This is a genomic window from Frankia sp. CcI156, assembly GCF_001983015.1.
Classification (GTDB): Bacteria; Actinomycetota; Actinomycetes; order Frankiales; family Frankiaceae; genus Frankia; species Frankia casuarinae.
In genome coordinates this window covers 1-25,309 of sequence record NZ_MOMD01000038.1, presented here as the reverse complement: position 1 = coordinate 25,309, position 25,309 = coordinate 1, and the positions used below count along the sequence as shown (strand labels likewise).

Sequence of the window (25,309 nt, the reverse complement as noted above, 5' to 3'; positions counted from 1 at the left end):
GCGGACAAACGCGAGCATCTCGTCGAGCTTCGGCCGATCGGCATCCTTCCCGGACGCCTTGTCCGTGAACAGCCGCTCGGCCTCGACCCCGTCTAGGCGAGCGGCACGCGCGTCGCGGACCGCGCCGACCACCAGACCCAGCGGGGTGCCAGCAACGCCTCGATCCCGGCGAGCACCCGCGCGGCCTGGCCGGCCCCGGCCAGGGGAACCGCGAGCCGCACCACGCCCGGCGCCACCGCACCGCCCGCCCCACGCGGGCCGTCCCTACCCTTCAGACCCTCCGGGCTGTCCGCACCCTCCCGACCGTCCGTGTCCTCCCGACCGGTGCCACCGCTCACCGTGGGCGCGGACGCGGCCCGGGGCCGGTAGGCCACCCCGAGGCCGGCTCCGCCCAGYGGGACCAGGGCGAGCAGATCCCGGCGGACGAACCCGTCGGCCCGCAGCCGGGCGAGCAGGCCCGACTCCGGGTAGGACGGGGATGCCGACGTCACTGGTCGATTCTCACCGGCGGGTCCGACAGTTCGCGCCCCTCCGGGACGGTGCTCACGGCTGTCGGGCCAGTACTCACGGTCGCGGTGCCAGGGTCCACGGCACCCCCGGCGGCCAGTGGCAGCCCGGTGACGCGACGCGCCCGAAGAGCTAGAAAGCCGAAATGCCCACGTTGGAAACGTTGAGCGGCAAGAATCCGACGACGGGAGATCGGAACCTTCGCGGGAAGAGGCGGTTTCATGGCAGGACGGGACAGCGAGTACGAACGCCCCATCCTGCTCAGCTGCGGCGGCTGCGACGTGCGCTGGACGGCGCTGACCGCGGCGCACTGCCCGTCCTGCCACGAGACCTTCGCCGGCACCACCACCGGCTTCGACGCGCATCGGGTGAAGGGGGCCTGTCTTTCCCCGGAACGGGCCGGGTTACGCCGCGACCGCGGATACTGGCTCAGCGGAGACGAACAGCCGCCCGGCCGCATCCTGCGGGTCTCCGACCGGCAAGGCGGTTCGGCCGGCCCCGCGGGCGCCCGCGGTGGCGCCGGAGGCGGGGCCCGAGGTGGCGCCGGCACGGTACGGATGGCCGGCTGACCGAGCCCTCCCCCTTGTGTTCCCCGGCTGCGGTCCCGCAGCACCCGGACGCCGTCGCAGACCGCTCTCCCCCGTCCAGGGACGCTTCCGTTGGGGTAAAGGGGCCCGGCAGTGAAGATTCGACCGAGATGGCACGCTTAAAGCCCATGCCGGTTTTTTCCGGCCAAGCTATGACGTTCGACGTCGTTTCTCAACGCCCCGCGCCGGCGTCCACTCGGCGGGCGGCGATCCGTTTGGCGGTGGGCCACCGCACGTCGTGCGCCCAGCCGAGCTTCTCGAACAGGCGGATGAGTGCGGCGCTGGGATCGATCTGGCCGGGCAGGACGCCGTGGCGGGCGCTGGTGGGGTCGGCGTGGTGCAGGTTGTGCCACGACTCCCCCAGCGAGGGTATGGCCAGCCACCACACGTTGCTGGAGCGGTCCCGGGCCGCGAACGGTCGGGTGCCGATCGTGTGGCAGATCGAGTTGATGGAGAAGGTGACGTGGTGCAGCAGCGCGATACGGACCAGCGCTCCCCAGAACAACGCGGTCGCGGCCCCGGCCCAGGACATGCTCCACAGGCCGCCGACCAGCGGCGGCAGCAGCACCGAGGCGGCGACGAGCCAGGGGAAGCGGGCCGAGATCGCCGCGATGTCCCGATCGGCGAGCAGATCCGGGCAGAACGTCTCCGGCGCGGTCCGTTCCGGGTGGAAAAGCCATCCGACATGGGCGTGCAGGAACCCTTTCGCCAGGCCCMTGCCATGATGACCGAAACGCCACGGTGAATGCGGATCAGCTGCCTGGTCGGAGTATTTGTGATGCCGCCGGTGGGCCGCGACCCAGTCGGTCACCCCCATTTCGATGGCGAGGCTCCCGGCGACGGCGAGGATTATCCGCAGCGGCCGACCGGTCCGGAAGGAACCATGCGTGAACAGCCGGTGGTAGCCCACGGTGACACCGAATCCGGTGATCAGGTACATGACGGCACCGATGACCAGGTCGTGCCAGCCCAGCCCCCACCCCCAGGCCAGCGGGACCGCGGCGAGCAGGGCAAGCAGGGGCACGACGATGAAGAACGCGAGCAGAACCTGCTCGCCGAGGGTCTTCGACTGGTCCGCCACGTCGGGACGGGTCGACCGCCTCGGCCCGGTGGCCCTGGCCGGGAGCGGCGGCCCCGACGGCAGGGTCGGGTCGGGGCGGGACCGGCCCGGCGGACACCCGTCGTAGTCACCGGGCCGGGATGCTGCGACGCGCGCCGCGGCAGAACCGAGGGTGCCCGATCCGAGGGTGCCCGATCCGAGGGTGGTCGTGGGGATGGATTTGGCCGTACCGGACGTGGTAGCCGTACCGGACGTGGTGACGGTAGATTTTATGATAACGGAATCGGTGCTGCCGGATACAGCGGCAGAGGCGGCGATGGCCGACTGCAGTTCGGATTCACGGGACACGTGTTTCCCTCCGTGTCTGGGGGATTGTCAGTGCTACCTGTGGTCGGTTTTCCGGATCGGGGCGTTGGTGCTACCCGCCAGAACCGGGTTGGGTGTACCCCCGCATCGAGGCGCGGAAAGCGGACTTCACGAACACCGTCCGTCCCGGGTAGCAGAGCGTCACGGGCCGCCCACCCGAGAGCCGTGGGCGGCGTTCGTCAGGCACGATCGAACGACCATGACACTCACCGACCACCTTCCCCCGACTTCCGGCACCGGCCATGACGGCGAACGGGCCGCCCACCCGAAGGACCCCCACCCGAAGGACCCCGACTCGAAGAACCCGGACCTGACCGGCCCCGACGACGGGCCCGGCGGCGGGCCCGATCCCGACGCACTCTATGACGCGTTCACCAGGTGGGTCGCAGAGCAGGGGCTGGAGCTGTACCCGGCGCAGTCCGAGGCGCTGATCGAGATCGTCTCGGGGTCGAACGTGATCCTGGCGACGCCGACCGGGTCGGGCAAGAGCCTGGTCGCGGCGGGGGCGCACTTCGCGGCGCTGGCGGCGCGGCGGCGTACCTTCTACACCGCGCCGATCAAGGCGCTGGTGTCGGAGAAGTTCTTCGCGTTGTGCGCGATGTTCGGCGCGGCGCAGGTCGGGATGATGACCGGGGACGCCAGCGTGAACGACACGGCGCCGATCATCTGCTGCACGGCGGAGGTACTGGCGAACATCGCGCTGCGCGACGGGGTCGCCGCCGACGTCGGTCAGGTCGTCATGGACGAGTTCCACTACTACGCCGACCCCGACCGCGGCTGGGCCTGGCAGGTGCCGCTGCTGGAACTGCCGCACACCCAGTTCATCCTGATGTCGGCGACGCTCGGTGACGTGTCGCTGTTCGAGGCGGACCTGACGCGGYGCACCGGGCGCGAGACCACGGTGGTGCGCTCCGCGCAGCGTCCGGTGCCGCTGTTCTACCGGTTCGTCACCACGCCGATGCACGAGACGATCGGTGAGCTGCTGGAGACCCACCAGGCTCCCGTCTACGTCGTGCACTTCACCCAGGCGCAGGCGTTGGAACGGGCGCAGGCGCTGATGAGCGTGAACGTGTCGACCCGGGCGGAGAAGGACGCGATCGCGAGGACGATCGGGAACTTCCGGTTCACCGCCGGGTTCGGCAAGGTGCTGTCCCGGCTGGTCCGCCACGGCATCGGGGTGCATCACGCCGGAATGYTGCCGAAGTACCGCCGGCTGGTGGAGCAGCTCGCCCAGGCGGGGCTACTGAAAGTCATCTGCGGCACGGACACCCTGGGGGTGGGGATCAATGTGCCGATCCGCACGGTGGTGTTCACCTCCCTGTCGAAGTACGACGGGAGCAGGGTGCGGCTGCTGTCGGCACGGGAGTTCCATCAGATCGCCGGGCGGGCCGGGCGGGCCGGCTACGACCCGGTCGGCAACGTCGTCGTGCAGGCCCCCGAGCATGTGATCGAAAACGAACGCGCGTTGGCGAAGGCCGGGGACGATCCGAAGAAGCGGCGCAAGGTGGTCCGCAAGAAGCCCCCCGAGGGCAGCGTCGGGTACGGCCTGGCGACGTTCGAACGGCTCATCGCGGCCGAACCCGAGCCGTTGACCTCCCAGTTCACCGTGAACCACGCGATGCTGCTCAACGTGATCAACCGGCCGGGGGACGCGTTCGCGTCGATGCGCCACCTGCTCACCGACAACCATTCGGATCGCGCCACTCAGCGCCGGCTGATCCACCGGGCGATCGCGATCTACCGGGCGCTGCTGGCGGCCGGGGTGGTGGAGCGCCWCGACACCCCCGACGAGCTTGGCCGCGGCGTGCGGGTGACGGTGGACCTGCAGCTCGACTTCGCGCTCAATCAGCCGCTGTCCCCGTTCGCGCTGGCCGCGCTGGAGCTGCTCGACCCGGCCTCCCCCTCCTATGCGCTGGATGTGCTTTCGGTGCTGGAGGCGACCCTGGACAATCCCCGGCAGGTGCTGCACGCCCAGCTGTCGAAGGCGAAGGGGGAGGCGGTCGCGGCGATGAAGGCCGAGGGCGTCGACTACGACCGGCGGATGGAGCTGCTGGAGGAGGTCAGCTATCCCCAGCCGCTGGCGGAGCTGCTGGGCGCGGCGTTCGGCCTGTACCGGCGGGGGCATCCCTGGGTCGACGACTACGAGCTGGCGCCGAAGTCGGTGGCGCGGGAGCTCTACGAGCGGGCGATGACGTTCGCCGAGTACGTGGCGTTCTACGGGCTGGCCCGCTCCGAGGGGCTGCTGCTGCGCTACCTGGCCGACGCCTACAAGGCGCTGCGCCAGACGGTGCCCGAGGACGCCCGCACCGAGGAGGTCGTCGACCTGACCGAGTGGCTGGGGGAACTGGTCCGCCAGACCGACTCCAGCCTCCTCGACGAGTGGGAGCGGCTGAGCAACCCGGCCGGGGACGGCGCGGGCGCCACGGCGGGYACCACGGCGAGCGGTGGTGGCGTCGACGAGCGGCCACCGGCGGTCACGGGCAACATCCGGGCATTTCGGGTGTTGGTGCGCAACGCGCTGTTCCGCCGGGTCGAGCTTGCCGCGCTGCGCCGCTACGACACGCTCGGCGAGCTCGACGGCGGGTATGACGGCGGGTTCGACGCCGACGGGTGGCGGGCGGCGTTGGAGCCGTACTTCGCCGAGCATGGCGAGATCGGCACCGGTCCGGACGCGCGGGGGCCGGGTCTGCTCATCCTCGACGAGAAGCCGGGGACGCCGGGGACGTGGACGGCGCGACAGATCTTCGACGACCCGGCCGGGGACCATGACTGGGGCTTCAGCGCGGAGATCGACCTGACCGCCTCGGACGAGGCGGGGGTCGCGGTGGTCCGGGTCACCGCCGTCGACCGATTCTGACGCCCGTAAAGGAACACGAAATCCGCCCCCACTAGGGTATTTGGTAAGGATCGTCCAATTACCAAGGGGCTGATTGCGGTGACGAGCGCGGACCGACACGACCCAGAGGTCGGGCAGTGGTGGAAGAGCCTTGCGGAGGAACGCAGCCCGGTCGACCTCAGGACCGACCAGCCGCACGCGGCCCGGATGTACGACTACTTCCTGGGTGGCAAGGACAACTTCCCCGTTGATCGGGAGGCGGCCGAGCAGGCACGGGCCGCCTTCCCGGGCGCCAGCATCGCCGCGGTGGAGAACCGGGCGTTCCTGCGCCGGGCGACCCGGTTCCTGGCCACCGAGGTCGGGATCCGCCAGTTCCTCGACATCGGCACCGGCATCCCCACGTCCCCGAACCTGCACGAGATCGCCCAGGGCATCGCCCCCGACGCCCGGATCGTCTACACCGACAACGACCCGATCGTGCTCGCCCACGCCCGGGCCCTGCTCRCCAGCACTCCCGAGGGCCGCACCGCCTACCTCGACGCGGATCTGCGCGACCCGGAGCGCATTCTGGCCGCCCCGGAACTGCGCGACACCCTCGACCTGACTCAGCCGGTCGCCCTGTCCATGATCGCGATCTTCCATTTCATCCCCGACGCGGATGACCCCTACGGCATCCTCGGCCGGCTGCTGGCGGCCCTGCCGTCGGGCAGTTATCTGGCGCTCACCCACGCCACCGCCGACGTCAACCCCGGCATGGAGCAGCTCTTCATCACGTACCGCTCCCGGGGCATCCCCGGGCAGCAGCGCACCCGGGCCGAAGTGGAACGGTTCTTCGCCGACCTGGAGCTCATCGATCCCGGGGTGGAGATGGTCCATCGGTGGCGGCCGGAGGAGCCCGCCGCCGAGGGCGAGGGGCCGACCGATGCCGAGGTCAGTGTCTACGGCGGCGTCGCCCGCCTCGGGTAGCCATCTCGGGTAACCGCCGGCTCTCACCGGTTGTGCGGCCGCCAGCCGCTGCGGGCCCCGGGCCGGGGGCGGTGCGCTCACGCGGGCGGGTTCACCCGGGTGCGCCGGACGGCTCGAACGGGCCCGCAACGGGCCCGCCCGCACCCGCGCACCCTCCCGGCACCATGCCGAACCGGTCCGGGCGACGACCATGGACGGTATCGTCGGCACCGTGAGTATCGTCGGCACCGTGAGCACCGTACGGGTCTTCCTCCTGGACGATCATGAGATCGTCCGGCGTGGCATCCGCGAGATGCTCTCCGAGAACGGTGACATCGAGGTTGTCGGAGAGGCGTCCACCGCGGCGGAGGCACTGCGCCGGATCCCGGCGACGAGGCCGGACGTGGCCGTGCTCGACGCCCGCCTCGAGGACGGCAACGGTATCGACGTCTGCCGGGATCTGCGCTCGGCGCACCCCGAGATCGGCTGCCTGATCCTCACCTCCTACGACGACGATGACGCCCTGTTCGCCGCCATCATGGCCGGGGCCGCCGGCTACCTGCTCAAGCAGATCAGGGGCACGGACCTGGTCGGCGCCATCCGGACAATCGCCGCGGGCCGTTCCCTGCTCGACCCGGCCGTCACCCAGCGGGTCCTCACCCGGTTGCGGGAGGGCCCGGCCGAGGACCGCAAGCTTGCCACCCTCGKCGAGCGGGAACGCCAGATCCTCGTCCTCATCGCGGAGGGGCTGACCAACCGGCAGATCRCCGGGCGGATCCACCTGTCCGAGAAGACGGTGAAGAACTACGTCTCGGCCATCCTGGAGAAGCTGGAGCTGTCCAGCCGCACCCAGGCCGCCGTGTACGCCACCCGCATCGAGAAGTGACGGCGCCCGGAGACGCGACGGCACCGCGCGGGGATGGTCGCGCCGGACCCGCCGAGCGACGTCAGTCGAGGTGGGCGAGGACCGTCTGCAGGGCCTCGGCGACCGGGACGGCGGTGCGTACCACCGTCGCCGACGGCCAGGGGTCGGCACGGGCCGCCATCGCCCGGTGGATGGCCATCGTCGCCTCCGACGGGTCGGTGCCCGCGGCGGCGCGGCGCCCGATCCGGGCGGCCGCCACCTCCGGTGCCGTCACGCAGTGCAGCTCCACCAGGTCGGCGCAGACGCTTGCGGCGAGCTCKGCGGCGGCCCGGCGGTGACGCGCGCTCGACCAGGATGCGTCCAGCACCACCCGTTCCCCGCGGGCGAGAGCCGCCTCGGCGCGGCGCAGCATCTCGGCGTACGTCGCGTCGGTGATCTCGGGGGCGTAGCGCCCGGTGCCGAACCGCGGGTCGGAGGTCGCGGGGTCGCCGTCCGCGGGGTCGGAGGTCGCGGGGTCGGAGGTCGCGGCCGCGCCGGTACCGGCGTCGCGGCGGGCCCCGGTTCTCGTGGCGGTGCCGCTGGCGTTGCGCAGGGCACTGGCATACCCGCCGGCGGTGGTGTCCGCGGCCGGCCCGCCCTCACGCAGGGGCATCCCGGTCAGCTCCTGGCGGATCACGTCGGAGCGCAGCAGCACCCAGCCGTCACCGACCCCGGCCAGCCGGCCGGCCAGGGTCGTCTTGCCCGTCCCGGGCAGCCCGCCGACCACGACGAGCTGGACCCGGCCAGCCCGCAGATGACGGTGGGCGACGGCCAGCAGCCGGCGGGCCTCCTCGGCCGCGTCGGGATCACCCTGCCCGCCCCGGATACAGGTCACCTTCGCCCGGACGAACGCCCGGTAGGCGACGTAGAGATGCTGCAACGACCGCGGGTGCACCTCGCCGCTGAACTCCCGGTAGGCGTCGAGGAACTCGGCGGCCTCCTCCGGCGCGCCGAGGCGTTCCAGATCCATCGCCAGGAACGCGACGTCGCCGAGGACGTCACCGAAGCGCAGCCGCGGGTCGAACTCGATGCAGTCGAGGATACGGGGTCCGTCGCCGAGGCAGTAGATGTCGTCGGCGAGCAGGTCGCCGTGCCCGTCGCGGATCCACCCGGCGCGCACCCGATCGCCGAGCAGGGTCTCCCGGCCGGCCAGGTAGCGCAGCGCCAGTTCGCCGATCTCGTCGACCACCGCCGCGTCCAGTAGGGTGCCGCGGTAGGGGGAGATGCCTTCCAGGCCCTCCCGCCACAGCCCCTCCAGGGTCGCCCGCTGCCCCGCCACCGCGATCTCCGGTGAGGTCTCGCACCGCTGGTGGAACACCGCCAGCGCCCGGGCGACCGTGCGCAGTGCCGGGCCGACCCGGCTGCGCCGGCGCACGAGGGTGGACAGCCGCCGGCTCGCCGGCATCCGCCGCATCACGACCAGGTGGTCGATCACCTCACCGGTGTCGTCGAGGAGATCGGCGACACCCAGGTAGACGTCGGGGGCCAGCCGGCGGTTGAGCGCGACCTCCGACCGGCAGACCGACTCCCGGGTGCGGCGGTCGGTGAAGTCGAGGAAGCCCAGGTTCACCGGCTTCTTGCGCTTGTACACGCGATCGGCGGCCAGGTGCAGCGTGGCGCTGTGCGTCTCGTAGGTCTCGAACGTCTCCAGCTCGGACAGGTACAGGGCGCGCAGCCGGGGCTGGGCCGGGGTTGAGGCGGGGGACGGCGGGTTCGTCGGGGACAACATCCMTCCGGCCGCGTGATGGTCGTCCGCCCCGGTGGAGGGCGTCGCATCCCGCACGTACTGGATGGTCATGGCCCCTCCAGGGGGTCGCGTGGCAGGTCTGGCGGGTCGGGACACGGCGGTCGACGCTCGTCGCACCGSGTCGGACGGTCGGACGGTCGGACGGTCGGACGGGTGACGCCGGCGGTGTGGACAGATGAACGCCGACGTCCGATGGCTCCGAACATCATCGTCGCCGCCGGCGAGCATCCTCGCGACCGCCAGAGGTTGCCTACCCGGGGGCCCTTCGGACCATTCGTGGTGGACGTCCGACCCGACCCGGGCCGCACCCGCCAGCGGGTCACCGGCCCGGTCTAGCCGGCCTGCTCGGAAACCCTGGTCACCGCACCCCCGCCCGGTACCGGCCCGGTCTAGCCGGCCAGCTCGGGAACCCCGGTCACCGCGGCCAGCTCGGCCAGCGTGTCCGCGACGCTGCGGTGATGGATCGCCGTCCAGCCGCGCCGGCGCGCTGCCTCACAGTTCGCGGCGGCGTCGTCGATGAGGACGCAGCCCGGGCCGGGCTGGCCGAACGTGCGTTCGGCGAGGTCGTAGATGGCCGGGTCGGGCTTGCCGATCCCGATCTCATGGGAGTTGATGATTGACTCGAAGACCGACCAGTCGGGCAGCAGCGCGCGGCGCAGCGGCTCCCACTCGGCCACGCTGTTGGTCAGCAGTCCCACCCGCAGGCCGGCGGCGCGGGCGCGCAGCAGCCCGTCGACCATCACCGACTCCAGGGTACGACCGGCATACCAATGGTCCCCGAACCGGGACAGGTCAATGCGCGGCGGGTGGGCTGGCCCGAGGGCGTCCGTGACGAGGATCCCCCAGTCGTGCTGGCTGACCACGCCCCGTTCGAGGGGGCCCAACGTGCGCAGGCCCCACGTCGCCGCCACCTGGTCGAACGCCCGGCGCAGCTCGTGGGCGGGTACGCCCACGGCGGCGACCAGGTCGCGGAACGCCACAGCGATCGACGACGTCAGCACTCCGCCGAAATCGCACCAGATCGCCCACGGCACCACGCCGGCGGCCCGGGGCGCGGCCTCCCCCACGGGCGCGGTCTCCCCCACGGGGGCGGGACGTCCCGCGGGCAGCGGTTCGGTCATGTCGGCTCGTCGGCGAGGTCGTCGGCGTCGTCATCGATCTCGTCGACGCGCTGCCCACTGACCGGGTCGAACAGGTGCAGTCGGCGCGCGGGGACCCGGACCCGTAGCGGGGTGCCGACGGCCGGGACGCCGGCCTGGGCCGGGACGGTCACCGCCCACCGGGCCGGGCCGACCTCGTCCGGGCCGGCGTCCCACTCGCCGGTCTCCCCCGCCGCGGCGGCCCCGCTCACGCAGTGGACGACGACCACGTCCCCGGTGAACTCGACCACGTCGACCAGCCCCTCCATGACCAGGCCCGCACCGGCCAGGCCGCCCGCTGCCGCGGCCCGATCGGGCCCGGCCTCGATGACGCCGTCCCCCGGCCGCCAGCCGAGCCAGGCCCGGGGCAGCGTCAGCGGTCCGGCCAGCCGCGCGGACAGCCCCGGTGCCGCGAGCGCCCCACCGCCGTTCGTCACCTCGACCAGGTGCAGGTTCATCGCCGGACTGCCGACGAACGCGGCGACGAAGACGTCGGCCGGCCGGCGGTAGACCTGCTCGGGCGTGCCGGCCTGCGCCACCCGTCCGCCGTTCATGACCACCAGATGGGTGCCCATGGACAGCGCCTCGAGCTGATCGTGGGTGACGAGAACGACGGTGTTGCCCAGCTCACGGTGCAGGCGCACGAGTTCGGCCCGGGCCTGCTGGCGTAGCTGGGCGTCGAGCGCGGAGAGGGGCTCGTCGAGCAGGAGCACACTCGGGCGGCGCACGATCGCGCGGGCGAGGCCGACACGCTGGCGCTCACCACCGGAGAGCTGCCCAGGTCGGCGGTGTCGCAGGTCGGCGAGCCCCAGCAGGACGCAGGCCTCGGTGACCCGGCGGGAGATCTCGCCATGGCTCGGGCCCGCCCCGCCCGCCCCCCGGCGCAGAAGTCCGAGGCGGCCGCGGTTGTGCTTCGCCTCGAGCCGCAGGCTGAAGGCGATGTTCTGCTCGACGGTGAGATGTGGGTAGAGCGCGAAGTCCTGGAAGACCATCGAGACCCCGCGCGCGCCCGGTGGCGTCGCCGTGACGTCCACCCCGTTGATCGTCAACCGGCCTTCGTCGGGGGTCTCCAGCCCGGTGATGACCCGCAGCGCGGTCGACTTCCCGCATCCCGACGGCCCGACGATCACCGTGAAGGACCGGTGCGGCAGATGCAGGTCGGCGACGTCGAGCGCGGGCCGCCCGGTGCCGCCGTACCGGCGCATGATCCCACGGAAGTGCACCCCCCCGCTGGGGGCGGGGAGCTCCGGCGGTGGGGCCTCGCCGAGGATCGGTCGGCTGGTCACGGTGGTGTCGGTCATCCGGTGCTCATCTCAGGCCAGCTTGGAGGAAAGCGTCGGTGATGCGGCGGGAGGCGAAGAGATAGACGATGGTCACCGGGATCGAGGCAAGCATGGCCCCGGCGAGCAACGGGCCGTACTCCGGGCCCTCCTGGGTCTCGAACATCTGCAGGCCCGGCTGGATGGTCGTCGTGTCCCGGTGGGGCGCGACGAGGGTGGGCCAGAGATACTCGTTCCACGTCGTGATGAACACGACGACGGCCACCGCCGCGAGCGCGGGGCGCAGCAGCGGCAGGACGATGTGGCGCAGCGTCTCGGCGTGGCTGGCGCCATCGAGGGTCGCGGCGCCGAGCAGGGTCGGCGGGATGCCGCGGATGTGCTCGCGCAGCAGCAGCACCGCCAGCGAGCAGGTGGCCAGCTGCGRCACGATCAGCCCGGCGAAGGTGTTGCGCCAGCCCAGCCGGGAGACCAGCAGGAACTGTGGGATCATCAGGGCCTGCGGCGGGACGACGAGGGCGATGACCACCAGMGCGGAGACGAGCCGCTGCCCGGCGTGGGAGAAACGGACGAACGACCAGGCGGCGAGTACCCCGGCGACGAGGTGCAGGATGGTCACGCCCGTCGCCATGACGAAGGTGTTCAGCAGCAGTCGGCCGATGGGGAACCCGTCGATGGCGTTGCGGTAGTTGCTCAGGCTGGCCGGGATGGGCAGCGGGTTGGCGCCGTAGATGTCCGCGGGCGGCTTGAACGAGGTGGTCAGCGCCCACAGCATCGGGAAGAGCATCGCGACGACCGCCACGGCGAGTACCACGTGCCGGCCGGCGGCGCGGGTGGCCTGGACATCAGAGCGCGGCACGGCGCCTCCTGGTCAGCGCGGTCAGCGGGGCGGCGAGGGCGGCCGCGAGCCGGGTGGTCGGCCGGTCCCGGCCCGGGGCGCCGAACGTGCCGGCGACGCGGCGGGCCAGCGTCGACAGGCCGAACAGGGCGCACAGGACCACCACGATCGTCAGCGCCGCCGCCGCGCCCGTCCCGGCGTCGAAGTAGGTGAACGCGTAGGTGTACAGGCGGTAGTAGACGTTGTCGGTGGTGTTGTCGGGGCCGCCCTGGGTGAGCACGGCGATGTTGGTGAACGTCCACTGCCCGGCGAACACCGCGCACAGGAACGACAGCAGGATCGTGGTGCCACGCAGTTGGGGGACCACGAGACGGCGGGTGATCTCCCATTCGGTGGCGCCGTCGACGCGGGCGGCGTCGAGGCAGCGCCGGTCGATCGCGGCCAGGGCCGCGCCGTAGAGCAGCATGTTGAGCGCGACGAACCGGGCCGCGGTGACGAGCGAGATGGCGGCGAGGGCGGTCGAGGKATCACCGAGCCAGTCCCGCTCGCCCAGGCCCAGCCCGCCGGTGACGACGTTGACGATCCCGCCGAGCGGGTCGAGGACGAACCGCCAGGACAGCGCGTTCGCGACAGGGGCGAGCATCACCGGCAGGAACAGCAGGGCCCGGTAGATGTCGCTGGTCCGACCGGGCCGCTTCCACAACATGATCGCCAGCGCCATCGGGACGACCGTCGCGAAGGGCAACATCACCAGGACGTAGAGGCCGGTGCGGCTCAGCGCCCGGGGGAACTCTTCGCCCTCGAACAGGCCGCGGAAGTTGGCAAGCCCCACGAAGTCCCGGTCGGGTTTGATCAGGTCCCAGTTCGTCAGGCTCAGGTACGCCTCGAAGAGCAGCGGCCCGTAGACGAAGACCGCCAGCGACACCAGCACCGGCGTCTGGTAGAGCCACGGCACGGCGCGGCGTGCCACCGTGGCCGGGAGGACCCCGCGCGGGCGTGCCGCGCGGGGCCGGGTGCCGATCATCAGGAGGAGAGTGCGCGGATCTTCTCGGCGGCCTTGCTCAGGGTCGCCTGGGGATCGGCCCCGCGCAGGACGATCGGTTCGACGGCCTCGTCCTGCAGCACGACGACGGCCTGGTTGGCCTTCGCCCCGCGGAACGAGGTGTAGGGGGTGACGGTGTCGAGCTGGTCGAGGGCCGGTTCCAGCAGCTTCACGATCGGGGTGCCGGCGAGCTTCGTCGCCACGCTCTGCCGCAGCGGCAGGTAACCGATCTTCGAGGTGATGATCTCGAAGCCCTCGTCGGAGGTGAGGAACTTGATGAACTCCCAGGCGGCGCGCTGCTTGGCCGGGTCCTTGGCCAGCACCGCGAGCCCGGCGCCGGAGTAGGTCGGGCGGGCGGGTTTGGTGCCGAAGGACGGCAGACCCGCGGTGCGCAGCTCGAACTTGCCCGCCGCCGCCTTCTGGGCGCTGGCGAGCAGCGCCGTGCTGGTGACGAACATGCCGAGGTCACCCTTGGTGAACGCGGCCAGGGCCGCTTCGGCCTTGACCCCGGGCTGGGCACCCGAGGCGGTCAGGTCGGCGATCGTGGCCAGCGCCTCGACGGCCGGCTGCTTGTCGAGGGTGACGCCGCCGTTCTTGTCCACCAGCGAGCCGCCGTTGGAGTTGACGACCGACTGGGTCAGGTAGTCCGACTTCCCGCTGTCGACGACGCTGATGTAGACGCCCTGCTTACCGGTCGCCTTGATCTTCAAAGCGGCGGCCTTGACGTCGGCGAGGGTCGTCGGCGGGTGTTGCGGGTCCAGGCCGGCGGCGCGGAACAGGTCGGCGTTGTAGTACATGACCGGGATCGACATCGTGAACGGCATCGCCGCGACGACGCCGTTGGTGGAGACGGCCGACAGGATGCTCTTCGAGATGCCGGCGGTGGCCGACTCCCACTCGCTGCCGGCGACCTTCTGGACCGGGGTGATCGGCAGGGCGTCGACCGCCTCGGCCATCTTGCTCCAGCCGATCTGGGCGACGTCGGGCGGATCACCGGCGGCGGTGTCGGTACGCAGCCGGGTGAGGACGTCCTTCACCGCGACGCCCTGCGGCTTGACCGTGATCTTCGGGTGCGCCTTGGCGAAGGCGTCGAGCAGTGCCTGGGTTCCCGTACCACCGAGACCCGGGGTGCCGTAGTTGTAGGACAGGAAGGTGATGGTCGCCGGGGTGTCACCTTGCGGTGTCGCGGCCGGGGTACCGGAGGCGGTGTCGCCGTCCGAGCCGCAGGCCGCCACGGCGAGCAGGCCGACCGCGGCGGACAACGCCGTGACGACCAGCCGGGCCCGGTGCCGCCGCGGACGGCGGCCCGGGCGTTCCTGTCCTGCGTCCCGTTCTTGTCCTGCGTCCCGTTCATGTCCAGCAGCATCGTCGTGCCGGGAAACGGCTGTCACACCAGTCGCCTTTCACGCGTCGGAGCGATTGCGTCACCCGAGGGGTGATCGCGTCCCGGGAACAGGTCGCAGCCCGGGAACAGGGTGCCCCCCAAGGGGGGCAGGACGTCGGCGGAGGTCATGCGACGTCGAACTTGCGGGCCGGGGCGGCCAGGTGCACCGGCCCGTCGAACACCCGCTCGGCCTCGGCGCGCCGCGCGGCCAGCCACTCGGGGTCGTCGGTGACGAAGTGGGTGAGCACGAGCTGACCCACCCCGGCGAGCCGGGCCGCCTCGGCCGCGTCGAGGGCGCTGAGGTGGCCGTGGTCGCTGTCGTCGGTCAGCTCGAGGGTGGCCTCGGCGAGAAAGAGATCGACGCCGCGGGCGAGGTCGACGAGGGCGTCGGTCACTCCGGTGTCGCCGGTGTAGGCGAGGCTGGCGTCCGCCGTCTCGATGCGGATCCCGCAGTTCGGTACCGCGTGGCGCAGCCCGTGCAGGCTGACCAGGCAGTCGCCGATCTTGAAGGTCTCCCCCGGGTCGTACTCGCGGACGTCGAAGGCGACCTCGAACGCCTTGTCCAGCAACGGGATCGTCGCGACCGGAAATAGTCCGGCCAATGTCCGGAAGGTGTCCAGGCCGCCCCGTGGAAGGTAAAGCGGAATCGGTTCGCTGCGCGTCGGAATGTCGCGTGCCGGCAGCGTCGGGAATCGCATGGGATACCGGGTCCGGCTGGCCAGCAATGCCTTCCCCACCGGCAGGAGATCATAGCAGTGATCGGAATGCAGATGACTGATCACAATACCGTCGAGCACCGCGGGATGCCCCAGCGCGCTCAGCGCCGTCGCGGCGCCGGGGCCGCAGTCCAGCAGCATCTTCGTCTCCGCGGTGCAGACGAGGTAGCTGGAGCTGCACTGACCGCCGGTCGGCATTCCCGACCGGCAGCCCAGGACGGTCAACCGCATACGTTCATCCGTTCATCTTGATGTTCCGCTCTTGGTGTTCCGTTGGGAACATTCCGTTGGGAACATGTGGAACATTCGGCGCCGGGGTGCGCGAGGATTTCCGCTGTCATCCGCGATGCTGCTGGGTGGCGCCGTCGCCGGCAATACGGAACTTTCGAACGGACGATTGCCCCAGCCAATCGTCATCTACACGCGCCGCCGTCGCCGAACGGCCCGTGACGAAGAACATCGGGTCGGTCCGGCGGCGGGGGCCCGAAGGTGCCGGGGGGTGCGGGCTCAACCACCGGAAGCCGGCTGCCCGTCGTGGGCGAGGACCGGCACCTGCGGCGCGGCAGGCGCGGGGACGGCGTCCTCCCCGAAGGGACCCGCGTTGTCCAAGCTGCGCAGGAACGCCTCGACGACGGGCGGCGGGTCGGGGTGCCAGACCACCTGCACCCCGACGGTGGGCACCGGCTCGACGAGCCGCACGGCCGCCAGGCCCTTGCCGGGCACGAAACCACTGCGGACGGACGAGGCGAATCCCACGACCGACTTCGTCGTGACGATGATCCCCGTGGCACCCGAGTCGTCGACCTCGTCGGCGACCGTCAGGCTGATGCCCGCCCGGCCGGCCGCGGCGAGGATCGCGTCGTGCATGGCGGGGCTCTGTTCCCGCCGGAACAACACACACCGTTGACGCGCGAGCTCCCGGAACGACGCCTGCTGGCGGTCGGCCCACGGATGGTGGTGGCCGACGATGGCGACCAGCGGCAGGGTGAGAATCCGTCGCGACTGCAGCCCGACGGCCGGCGCCCCGCCGAACACGAGCGCCACGTCCACCTTGCGGTCGTGCAGGGCGGCGAGCGTCGGTCCGCTGCGGGCCTCCCAGAGAACCGTGGAGATGCCAGGGTAGTCGGCGCCCAACCGGACGAGGGTCGGCTGGAGCACCCGCTGCCCGGCGGGGAAGTTGAAGCCGATGGTCAGCACGCCCACGCGGCCCGAGGCCGCCTCCCGGGCCGCCGACACGGCCCGGCGCGCGGTGTCGAGGACCCGCCGGGCCTCGACCTCGAACGCGCGGCCGGCCGCGGTGAGCCGCACCTCGTGGGAGGTCCGGCTGACCAGTTCGACACCGACCTCCCGTTCGAGGCGCTGGAGCTGCTGACTCAGCGACGGCTGGGCCAGGTGCAGCCGGGCCGCCGCCCGCCCGAAGTGCAGTTCCTCGGCGATTGCGAGGAACGAGACGAGATAGCGGAACTCCATGCGGGTCTCCACGGCACCTCCCCGCAGAAAAATATCGTTCCGGAATACCGGCGGCGAAATATAAAAAAAACGGACGGTGAAATTCCCGTGTTGATTGGCCGCCCAGCCGATCATGGATGATGGCCGCGGATCATCTCCAGCGGGCTGGGGCCATGGGTTACCGGCCCACCGGGCCCGCCGGACCCACCGATCTTTTGTTGATCATGATAGCCGAGTGGGCGTCAACACCGTTGATTATCTTGCTCGGGGTGAGGGAGGACCGGCCGGGCACCAGACGGCTGGCTCGGAATCGAACCGCCCGCGGCGGACTCTCCCCCGTCCGCCGCGGACCGCGTCACCGCCGGGGACGGGGACGCCGGCACCCCCGCGGGCGACCTCCTAGACCGCTGGTCCGGCTGCCCGAGAAGGTCTGCTGCCATGGGATGAGCGTGCGGCCCGCCGGGTTCATCGCGGTTTCACGGCAGTTTCAGGTGCCGGGTCCGTCCCGGCAATCGCCGGGGCGCCGCGTCTGGCAGCCTGGCGGTGTGTGGTCACCGTGGGGCGGGCTGCGCTCCATGGGCCGCTCCATGGGCCGGTCCGTGGAGCGGTCCGTGGGCCGGCTCGTCGACTCCACCCCGCCGTCCCGGGCGCGCGACGTCGACTTCCTGCGCCTGGCGAGCGTCTGTGTCGTGGTGCTGTGGCACTGGGCCCTGTCCATCGACCACTTTCGCGGGGGCGTCCTCGTGATGCCCAATCCGATCGCGCGGATACCGTTCGCCTGGCTCGCGACCTGGCTGCTCCAGGTGATGCCGGTGTTCTTCGTCATCGGTGGCTTCGCCCACCTGGCGGCCTGGGACGCGGCCGGTCGCGCCACGGGGTCCCCGCGCGATGATCCCGCGCGTCCCTGGGGCCCGCGGGCACGGCGCTTCCTGCGGGGGCGGCTGCGCCGCCTGTTGCCCCCGATGGCGGTGTTCGCCGTCGTCTGGGCGGCGGTCGACGCCGTCCTGCTGCTCGCGCTCCCCGACTACCCGGGTCTGCTGCGCTATGGACGGGCCGTGCTGGTGCCGCTGTGGTTTCTCGCGGCGTACCTGGGGGTCATCCTGGTCGTGCCGGTGACCGCGGCGGTCCATCGGCGGTTCGGCCGCCGGTTCATCCTGCTGTTGGGCGCGGTCGTGGCGCTCGTCGACCTGGCGCGGTTCGGCACCGGCAGCACGGTGTTCGGCTATGTCAACACCGGTCTCGTCTGGGTTTTCGCCCACCAGCTCGGGTATTTCTGGCGGGACGGCGTCCTGCGCGGGCCGCGGCGGGCGCTGCTGACGGCGCTCTGCGGGCTGGCGGGGCTGGCCCTGGTGACGACGCTCGACGAGTATCCGCGATCGATGGTCGCCACCGAGGGAGCCAGACGCGGCAACATGTTCCCGACGACCGCTGCGATCGCCGTGCTCGCCGTCTTCCAGCTCGGTCTGATCCTGCTCGCCGCACCCGCCCTGAACCGGATGCTGGCCCGGCGCCGGCCGTGGACGGCGGTCGTCACGGGCAACGCCGTGATCATGACCGTGTTCCTGTGGCACATGACGGCCCTGCTGCTCGCGATGGTCACGATGCGGGCGGTCGGGCTGCCGATGCCCGACGAACCGACCGCGACCTGGTGGGCCGGGCGACCGCTGTGGGTGATCCTGCCCGCGCTCTTCCTGGCGCCGTTGATCGTCCTGTTCGCGCCGGTGGAGCGCGGGGCCGCGGCCCCGCGTGGACCGGCGCGCACCGGGCCGGACGACTGAAAACCTGGGTTAGCCAGTATTAACCAGGCGGGCACCGGCTGTCCCGGAAGGCGGTAATGTGCCGACCGTGTCCTTCAGCCTCGAAAAACCGCCGCCAGCAGGATCGCGCCGGGAGCGTATCCTCGCCGCCGCGGCCCGGTTGATGGCCGAGCGCGGGTACCACGGGGTGAGCATCAACGACATTGGCCGGGCCGCGGGCGTCTCCGGGCCGGCGTTGTACAAGCATTTCCCGAGTAAGCAGGCGATCCTCGGCGAACTGCTGATCGGCATCAGTGAACGCCTGCTCGCCGAGGGCACCCGTCGCGCGGCCGCGGCGCCCAGTCCGGACGGCACGCCCAGTCCGGACGGCACGCCCAGTCCGGACGGCACGCTGGACGCGCTCGTGCGCTGGCACGTCTCCTTCGCTCTCGACTCACCCGAACTGATCCGTATCCATGATCGCGACCTGACCAGTATGAACCCGGCCGACGCGCGCACCGTGCGCCGGCTGCAACGCGGCTACGTCGAGCTCTGGGTCGCCCAGCTGCGCGCCCGCAGCCCCGAACTCGCCGAGGGCACCGCCCGCGCCGCCGTCCACGCCACCTTCGGCCTGCTGAACTCCACCCCCTACAGCGCGGTGACGATGAGTCGGCCGCAGCTGGCGGACCTGCTGCACCGGCTCGGCCTGGCCGCCCTGCTCGCCGCGGGAGCGCGGCGCCCGGCACCCGGGCCGGCCGCCACCCGCTGATGATCTTTCGCGGGGTGCCGGCGGTGTTCTCGCGAGCCTCGTGACCTACAGACCCAGTTCGCGCGCGATCARCATCTTCTGGACCTCGCTGGTGCCCTCGCCGATCTCCAGGATCTTGGCGTCCCGCCAGTGCCGGGCGACCGGGTATTCGTTCATGAACCCGTAGCCRCCGTGGATCTGCGTGGCCTCGCGGGCATTCGTCACCGCCGCCTCCGAGGAGAACAGCTTCGCCATCGCCGCCTCCTTCTTGACGGGCAGGCCGGCGAGCATCCGGGAGGCCGCGTCGTAGTAGGCGGCACGGGCCACGTACGTCCGCGCCTCCATCTCGGCAATCTTGAAGGCGATTGCCTGGTTGCGGCCGATCGGCGCGCCGAATGCCTCCCGCTGCTTCGCGTATTTCACGCTCTCGTCCACGCAGGCCTGCGCCAGCCCGACGGCCAGCGCGGAAATCGCGATCCGGCCCTCGTCCAGGATCTGCAGGAAGTTCGCAAAGCCGCGGCCGCGCGCACCGAGCAGATTCTCCGCGGGCACCCGCACGTCGTCGAAGGTCAGCGGATGGGTGTCGGAGGCATGCCAGCCGACCTTCGAATAGGCCGGACCGGCGGTGAAGCCGGGGGTGGGCACCGGCACCAGGACGGACGAGATCTCCTTGTGTCCGGCCGGGGTCCGCCCCGTGACAGCGGTGACGGTGACGAGCCGGGTGATGTCGGTACCCGAGTTGGTGATGAAGGCCTTCGAGCCGTTGATAATCCAGTCGCCGCCGTCGAGCCGGGCGGTGGTGCGGGTGCCGCCAGCGTCGCTGCCCGCGTCTGGTTCGGTCAGCCCGAACGCGGCCAACGCCCGCCCGCTGGCGAGCGACGGCAGCCACTCCTCCCGCTGCGCCGGCGTGCCGAACCGGTAGATCGGCATCGCGCCGAGGCCAACCCCGGCCTCCAGCGTGATCGCCACCGCTGAGTCGACCCGGGCCAGCTCCTCGATGGYCAGGCAGAGGGCGAAGAAGTCGGCGCCCTGCCCGCCGTACTCCGCCGGGAACGGCAGACCGAACAGGCCCATGTCGGCCATCTGCGCGACGACCTCGTACGGGAACGTCTTCTCCTCGTCGTGCCRCGCCGCCCCGGGGGCGACCACCTCGCGKGCGAACGCCTCCACGGCCTTGCGCAGGGCTTCCTGCTCCTCGCTGAGCCGGGTGTCAGGCATCGCTGTCCTCCCCGTCGTGGAAGCGGCACCCGCTACCAGGGCGTTCAGGGCCACCAGGGCATTCAGGCCAGGATCCGGCGCCGGCGGGCCTCCGAGACCGATTCCCCGCGCCGAGCGACCCCGAGCTTGGTGTAGATGCTCTTGAGATACCACTTGACGGTGTTGATGGTCAGACCGAGGTTACGCGCGATTTCCTTGTTCGACAGTCCGCGGTCCAGCAGACGGAGGATGTCGATCTCGCGGGCGTTGAGCGGCTCTTCGGGAGCGGGGTTCCGCTCGGCCGGGCGATCGATGATGGGGATCGCCGCCCGTTCCGCGTCCGCGTGGGCCGTGGCGAGCAGYTTGGACAGGTAGTCGGAGGGCACGGTGGGCAACTCCACCGGCCACCGGCGGCACCGGCTCGCGTCCCRCAGCTCGCCAATGATCTTCAGGAGTTCCGGRCCGGCGTCGGTAACGGTGCGCACCAGACCGCAGCGGGCCCCGGCGACGACGGCGGGCACGAGGGTGCGCAGCGCGGTGTCGGTGTCGCCGGTCAGCGAGTGCACCACCGCGAGGTCGATACGCGTGGCCGTTTCGGCGTACCGCCAGGCCACGGAGCTGCTCTCCTGGTGCATCTGGGACAGCAGCCGCAGGGCACCGTCGTAGTCGGCCTGGGCGGCCATGACCCGCGCGCGCATCGCGAGCTGGTAGTGGCGGGTGGCCATGGCGATGCCGTCGCCGCCGCGGGCGACGTCGTCGCTTTGGCGGGCGAGCACGTTCTGGGCGCGCCCGAGGTCCCCACGGGCCAGGTGCAGCCGCAGGCGTTCGTGATCGACGGCGGCCGACAACCGAGGCAGGACGAGCTGGCTCGCCGCCTCGCTGCCCTCGTCGAGCAGGTGCCAGACGTCCTCGATCTCACCGCGCAGGGTCTTGATGCGGGCCAGCGTGGAGTAGGTGGCGATCATGAGATCGGCGACGCCGCTTTCGGCACCGAGCTCGTGGCACTCCTCCAGCAGCCGCTCGGCGGCGTCGATGTCGCCCCRCTCGTAGTACAGCCGGCCCAGCAGCGCGCCGGCCAGCCGGGCGGCGTGCGAGCGCGGCCCGGCGGCTTCGCGGGCGAGGGCCACGGCTTCCCGGTACAGGCGTTCGGCGGTCACCAGGTCAAGCTGGGCGAACGCCGCGAGTCCGGCGAAGCAGCGCCCGTACACGCCGGCGAAAGGCCCGCGGGTGGTGTCGTGGAAGGCATTGGCCCACCGCTGCCGCGCCTGCGCGGTGTCGTAGGCGAAGGTGTGGATGTCGACGAAGGTCCGGATGTTGGACGACACTGCGACCAGCCACGGCCGGTAGCCGGAGTTCTTCGCAATGTAGGGGGCGATCAGGTCAGCGGCGCGGTAGATCCGGTCACCATAGACGTCGATGCAGGCCTGGACGACATCGGCCTCGCCGAGGATGTCCTTACCGGTGTCGCTGGTGTCGTCGGGTGTCAGGGCGGCACGCACGTGGTCGAGCGCGACCTGCGCGGGCTGCGCCCGTTGCAGCAGACAGTTGGCCCAGGCGATCGCGATCTGCAGCCGCRACCGGCCGGGCAGCAGCGCCGACGGCAACTTGTTGACCAGGCTGAGCAGGACGGCCATCCGGCTGTGCTCCACCAGGTGCATGGCCTGCCGCTCCACCAGGTCCACCGCCCCGGCGTCGTTACCGGCGGCCAGGGCATGGGTGACCGCCTCACCGAGCAGACCGTGATCAGCGAACCAGGCCGACGCGGTCCGGTGCAGGGTCACCACCCGATCCGCATGATCACGCTCCAGGCGGCGGCGCAGGTAACCCACGAACAGATGGTGGTAGCGAAACCACTCCCGATTGTCGTCGAGCGGCCGCAGGAACAAGTCCCGCCGTTCCAGCTCCTCCAACAGCGCCTGCCCCCGCCGCTGCCCACTCACCGCCGCCGCCAGATCACCGCAGAGCCGATCACAGACGGAAGTCGTGAGCAGGAAGTCGAGCAGATCCGCGGGCAGCGCATCGAACACGTTCTCGGCGAGATAGTCACCCAGGGAGTGATGCCGCCCGGAGAAACCGCGGATCAACGCCGACGGGTCGGCGCTGTCACGCAGCGACAGGGTCGCCAGCTGCAACGCGGCGACCCAGCCATCGGTACTCGACCACAGCCGATGCACGTCCGTGCTGTCGAGATCCAACTCGTTGAGCTCAAGCAGGAAGGCCGCGGATTCCCGATGGTCGAACCGCAGCTGCGTGGCGTCGATCTCCGTCACCTGGTTACGCACCTTCAACCGGCCCACGGCCGGCGACCGGGTCCGGCTGGTGACGATCAGATGCAGGTTGGCCGGACCCGCTTCCAGCAGGAACTCCAACGCGGCAACAGCCTGCGGGGCGTCGATGAGATGCCAGTCGTCGAGCACGATCGCCAATGGCCGCCGATGCTCGGCAAGCTGGTTGACCAGCTCGGTGAGCACATACCGCTGCGCGTCGTCGGAATGCCCCTCCAGCACCTCGACCAGGTCACCGCCCAGGGTCGGTTCGACCCGGCGCACCGCTTCGATGAGATGGCTGAGGAACCACACCGCGTCGTTGTCGTCCCGGTCGAGGCTCAGYCACGCCACCGGCACCCCCTCGGCGCGCAGCACCCGCTGCCACTGCACCGCCAGCGTGGTCTTCCCGAACCCGGCCGGCGCGTGGATCAAAGCCAGCCGCCGGGCCCGGCCATCTCGCAACACGTCGAGAAGCCGGTCCCGGCCGACCAGCTGGGTGTCATAGGTGGGTGCCTGAAACTTCGTGGACACGGCCAGCGTGGGACGTGCCTTGGTGTCCATCCAGCTCGCCTCGCTTCCGAGGGCTCCCCGCCCGGCTCCCCTGCCACGCGTTCGTGACGATACTCACACACCCTCGGGCTGATTTTCGCACTGGCCGCCCAGGCCGCAACACTTTGGGMGTCACCAACCGGGCCAGCCGGCCCGCAGCGCCTTCTTGTCCAGCTTGCCGTACACGGTGGTCGGCAGGGCCTCGACGACCCGCACGGCCTTGGGCTGCTTGTACCGGGCAAGCTCGACCCGACAGTGCGCCAGCAGCTTGGCCTCGTCGAACGCACCGGTATCATCGGGCACGACGAACGCCACGACCGCCTCACCCCAGTCCGGATGCGGCACCCCGACGACCGCGACCTGCCCAACCCCAGGACAGGCCGCCGCCGCGTTCTCCACCTCCGTGCTGTACACGTTCATCCCACCGGTGATGATCATATCGTTCTTGCGGTCCAGCAGATAGACGTACCCCTCGGCATCCATCCGCCCGATATCCCCAGTATGCAACCACCCGTCCCGCAGCGCCTTGGCGGTCTGCTCGGGCCGGCCCCGATACCCCACCATCRTGTACGGCGTGGCGGCGACGATCTCCCCGACCTGACCGCGGGGCAGCTCCCGGCCAGCCTCGTCGACCACCCTGACCGTGGCCATGACGACCGGCTGACCACAGCTGGCCAGCCGATGCTCCCCGTCAGGATCAAGACGATGATCCTCACGGCGAAGACGGGTGATGAAGTTCGGCGCCTCCGACTGCYCGTACAGCTGCATGAACACCGGGCCGAGCACCTCCAGGCCCTGCTCCAGCCGCTCCCGGGTGATCGGCGCGGCACCGTACAGGATGGTCCGCAGCGAGCTGAGGTCCAACGCGYGGCCCGCCGCCCGGTCAAGCACCCGGTAGATCATGGTAGGCACCATGAACGTGAAGGTCACCCGGTCGGCGGTGATCCGCTCAAGCACCAGCTCCGGGTCGAACCTGGTCTCCAGGAAGTGCCGGGCCCCCTTGAGCATCCCGGCCTGCAGCAGGAAACCCGCGCTGTGCGGCAGCGGCGACATCAACAGCAGCACCTCGTCGTCGAGCAGCCCCATCTCCATCACGTGCGAGAACAGATTGAGCGCGAGATTCCGCTGGGTGTGCATCACCCCTTTGGGCAGACCGGTCGTACCCCCGGTATAGACGATCAACCCCGGGTCGGTGGGTGTCGGGTCGACCTCCGGCACGGTGGTCGGCTGCCCGGCCAGCGCGTCGTGCCACGCCACCACCCCGCCCGGGCAGTCGTCCGGGTCGGCGACGGCGATGACCGTCTCCAACAGGGGCGGCGCGGAGTGCAGCGCAGCCGGGAGCATCCCCGCATCGGCGAGGACGACCCGGGCCTCGCTGTCCCGCAGAATGTAGTCGATCTCGCTGGCCGACAGCATGTCGTTGAGCGCCACCTTGACCGCGCCACACCGCAGGATCGCCTGATCCGCGACGATGTACTCGGGCCGGTTGGACATCATCAACGCCACCGACACCCCCRGCCCCACCCCCGCCGCACGCAGCCGGTGCGCGAGCTGGTTCGCCGCGGCCACGATCTCGCCGTACCCGTAGGTCCGCCCCTGATAGTGCAGGGCGGGACGCGCACCGAACCGGTCCAACGCGTCGACGAACACCGCCTTCAGGGTCAGGTCACTTTTCCCGGTGAGATCACTCATCGCACACGCTCCAGGACACTCGCATAGTTGGCGACCGCCAGGCCACCCATGTTGAACACCCCGGCGACGGTGGCCCCGGGGATCTGCATCGCCCCGGCGGTGCCGGTGAGCTGCAGGACCGCCATCACATGCTGGGACACCCCGGTGGCACCAACCGGATGACCCTTGGCCTTCAACCCCCCGGAGGGGTTGACCGGCAGCGTGCCGTCCCGGTCCACGACCCCGTCGGCGATGACCTGCCCCCCGCCGCCCGGCGGGCACAACCCGACGACCTCGTACTCCAGCAACTCCGCGATGGTGAAACAGTCGTGCAGCTCCAGCAG

Annotated in this window: 19 protein-coding genes and 2 pseudogenes; 6 read left to right on the top strand and 15 right to left on the bottom strand. The window is 71.1% G+C overall.

Going from position 1 to position 25,309, the window contains the following annotated elements:
- A pseudogene (locus tag CcI156_RS27500) lies at positions 1-132 on the bottom strand (recombinase family protein); the annotation flags it as partial.
- Positions 93-491 (bottom strand): hypothetical protein, encoded by a 399-nt coding sequence (locus CcI156_RS15160; protein ID WP_011436677.1) that lies wholly within the window; start codon positions 489-491, stop codon positions 93-95. The gene CcI156_RS15160 and the pseudogene CcI156_RS27500, both read right to left, overlap by 40 nt.
- Before the next feature lie 237 nt (positions 492-728).
- On the opposite strand from CcI156_RS15160, the gene CcI156_RS15155 reads away from it, so the two are divergent.
- Positions 729-1,076: a hypothetical protein gene (locus CcI156_RS15155; protein WP_011436676.1), complete on the top strand. Its 348-nt coding sequence runs from the start codon at positions 729-731 to the stop codon at positions 1,074-1,076.
- A gap of 190 nt (positions 1,077-1,266) precedes the next feature.
- Here the strand turns inward: CcI156_RS15155 and CcI156_RS15150 are convergent, their stop codons facing one another.
- Entirely contained in the window at positions 1,267-2,175 is a 909-nt protein-coding gene (locus tag CcI156_RS15150) for an acyl-CoA desaturase (RefSeq protein WP_139341516.1), read from the bottom strand.
- A gap of 544 nt (positions 2,176-2,719) precedes the next feature.
- Here CcI156_RS15150 and CcI156_RS15145 point away from each other — a divergent pair.
- From CcI156_RS15145 to CcI156_RS15135, 3 genes are all read left to right on the top strand, one after another.
- On the top strand, positions 2,720-5,377 hold the full coding sequence (locus CcI156_RS15145; protein ID WP_083718563.1) for an RNA helicase: 2,658 nt from the start codon (positions 2,720-2,722) through the stop codon (positions 5,375-5,377).
- A gap of 78 nt (positions 5,378-5,455) precedes the next feature.
- The gene (locus tag CcI156_RS15140) at positions 5,456-6,322 is read left to right on the top strand and encodes an SAM-dependent methyltransferase (RefSeq protein ID WP_076806373.1); all 867 of its coding nucleotides are present in this window, start codon (positions 5,456-5,458) and stop codon (positions 6,320-6,322) included.
- A gap of 229 nt (positions 6,323-6,551) precedes the next feature.
- Positions 6,552-7,187 carry a response regulator transcription factor gene (locus CcI156_RS15135; RefSeq protein WP_076806377.1) on the top strand — a complete coding sequence of 212 codons (636 nt, stop codon included), beginning with the start codon at positions 6,552-6,554 and terminating at the stop codon, positions 7,185-7,187.
- Between the two features lie 61 nt (positions 7,188-7,248).
- Here the strand turns inward: CcI156_RS15135 and CcI156_RS15130 are convergent, their stop codons facing one another.
- The 8 genes from CcI156_RS15130 to CcI156_RS15095 all read right to left on the bottom strand — a co-directional run bounded on the left by CcI156_RS15130 (position 7,249) and on the right by CcI156_RS15095 (position 16,818).
- Positions 7,249-9,003 (bottom strand): AAA family ATPase, encoded by a 1,755-nt coding sequence (locus CcI156_RS15130; protein WP_076806371.1) that lies wholly within the window; start codon positions 9,001-9,003, stop codon positions 7,249-7,251.
- 338 nt (positions 9,004-9,341) lie between these two features.
- On the bottom strand, positions 9,342-10,073 hold the full coding sequence (locus tag CcI156_RS15125) for an HAD-IA family hydrolase (RefSeq protein ID WP_023841320.1): 732 nt from the start codon (positions 10,071-10,073) through the stop codon (positions 9,342-9,344).
- On the bottom strand, positions 10,070-11,392 hold the full coding sequence (locus CcI156_RS15120; protein WP_023841319.1) for an ABC transporter ATP-binding protein: 1,323 nt from the start codon (positions 11,390-11,392) through the stop codon (positions 10,070-10,072). The genes CcI156_RS15125 and CcI156_RS15120 overlap by 4 nt, the downstream gene beginning before the upstream one ends.
- 7 nt (positions 11,393-11,399) lie before the next feature.
- Entirely contained in the window at positions 11,400-12,227 is an 828-nt protein-coding gene (locus CcI156_RS15115; protein ID WP_076806369.1) for a carbohydrate ABC transporter permease, read from the bottom strand.
- A complete protein-coding gene (locus CcI156_RS15110; protein ID WP_254847447.1) occupies positions 12,214-13,230 on the bottom strand; it encodes a carbohydrate ABC transporter permease in 1,017 nt (338 codons plus the stop codon). Before CcI156_RS15110 ends, CcI156_RS15115 begins: the two co-directional genes overlap by 14 nt.
- On the bottom strand, positions 13,230-14,639 hold the full coding sequence (locus CcI156_RS15105) for an ABC transporter substrate-binding protein (RefSeq protein ID WP_023841317.1): 1,410 nt from the start codon (positions 14,637-14,639) through the stop codon (positions 13,230-13,232). Before CcI156_RS15105 ends, CcI156_RS15110 begins: the two co-directional genes overlap by 1 nt.
- Before the next feature lie 118 nt (positions 14,640-14,757).
- Entirely contained in the window at positions 14,758-15,579 is an 822-nt protein-coding gene (locus tag CcI156_RS15100; protein ID WP_011436665.1) for an MBL fold metallo-hydrolase, read from the bottom strand.
- A 276-nt stretch (positions 15,580-15,855) separates the two neighbouring features.
- Positions 15,856-16,818, bottom strand: a complete 963-nt coding sequence (locus CcI156_RS15095) for a LysR family transcriptional regulator (RefSeq protein ID WP_011436664.1) — start codon at positions 16,816-16,818, stop codon at positions 15,856-15,858.
- 578 nt (positions 16,819-17,396) lie between these two features.
- Between CcI156_RS15095 and CcI156_RS15090 the strand changes: the two genes are divergently transcribed.
- Positions 17,397-18,575 carry an acyltransferase family protein gene (locus CcI156_RS15090; RefSeq protein ID WP_175637596.1) on the top strand — a complete coding sequence of 393 codons (1,179 nt, stop codon included), beginning with the start codon at positions 17,397-17,399 and terminating at the stop codon, positions 18,573-18,575.
- Between the two features lie 58 nt (positions 18,576-18,633).
- Complete coding sequence (locus tag CcI156_RS15085; RefSeq protein WP_011436662.1) at positions 18,634-19,302, top strand: TetR/AcrR family transcriptional regulator; 669 nt, start codon at positions 18,634-18,636, stop codon at positions 19,300-19,302.
- A 45-nt stretch (positions 19,303-19,347) separates the two neighbouring features.
- On the opposite strand, the gene CcI156_RS15080 is transcribed toward CcI156_RS15085, so the two are convergent.
- From CcI156_RS15080 to CcI156_RS15065, 4 genes and pseudogenes are all read right to left on the bottom strand, one after another.
- Positions 19,348-20,499 carry an acyl-CoA dehydrogenase family protein gene (locus CcI156_RS15080; RefSeq protein ID WP_076806367.1) on the bottom strand — a complete coding sequence of 384 codons (1,152 nt, stop codon included), beginning with the start codon at positions 20,497-20,499 and terminating at the stop codon, positions 19,348-19,350.
- A gap of 62 nt (positions 20,500-20,561) precedes the next feature.
- Entirely contained in the window at positions 20,562-23,306 is a 2,745-nt protein-coding gene (locus tag CcI156_RS15075) for a LuxR C-terminal-related transcriptional regulator (RefSeq protein ID WP_076806364.1), read from the bottom strand.
- Between the two features lie 120 nt (positions 23,307-23,426).
- Positions 23,427-24,986, bottom strand: a complete 1,560-nt coding sequence (locus CcI156_RS15070; RefSeq protein ID WP_076806361.1) for a class I adenylate-forming enzyme family protein — start codon at positions 24,984-24,986, stop codon at positions 23,427-23,429.
- A pseudogene (locus CcI156_RS15065) lies at positions 24,983-25,309 on the bottom strand (thiolase domain-containing protein); the annotation flags it as partial. The pseudogene CcI156_RS15065 and the gene CcI156_RS15070, both read right to left, overlap by 4 nt.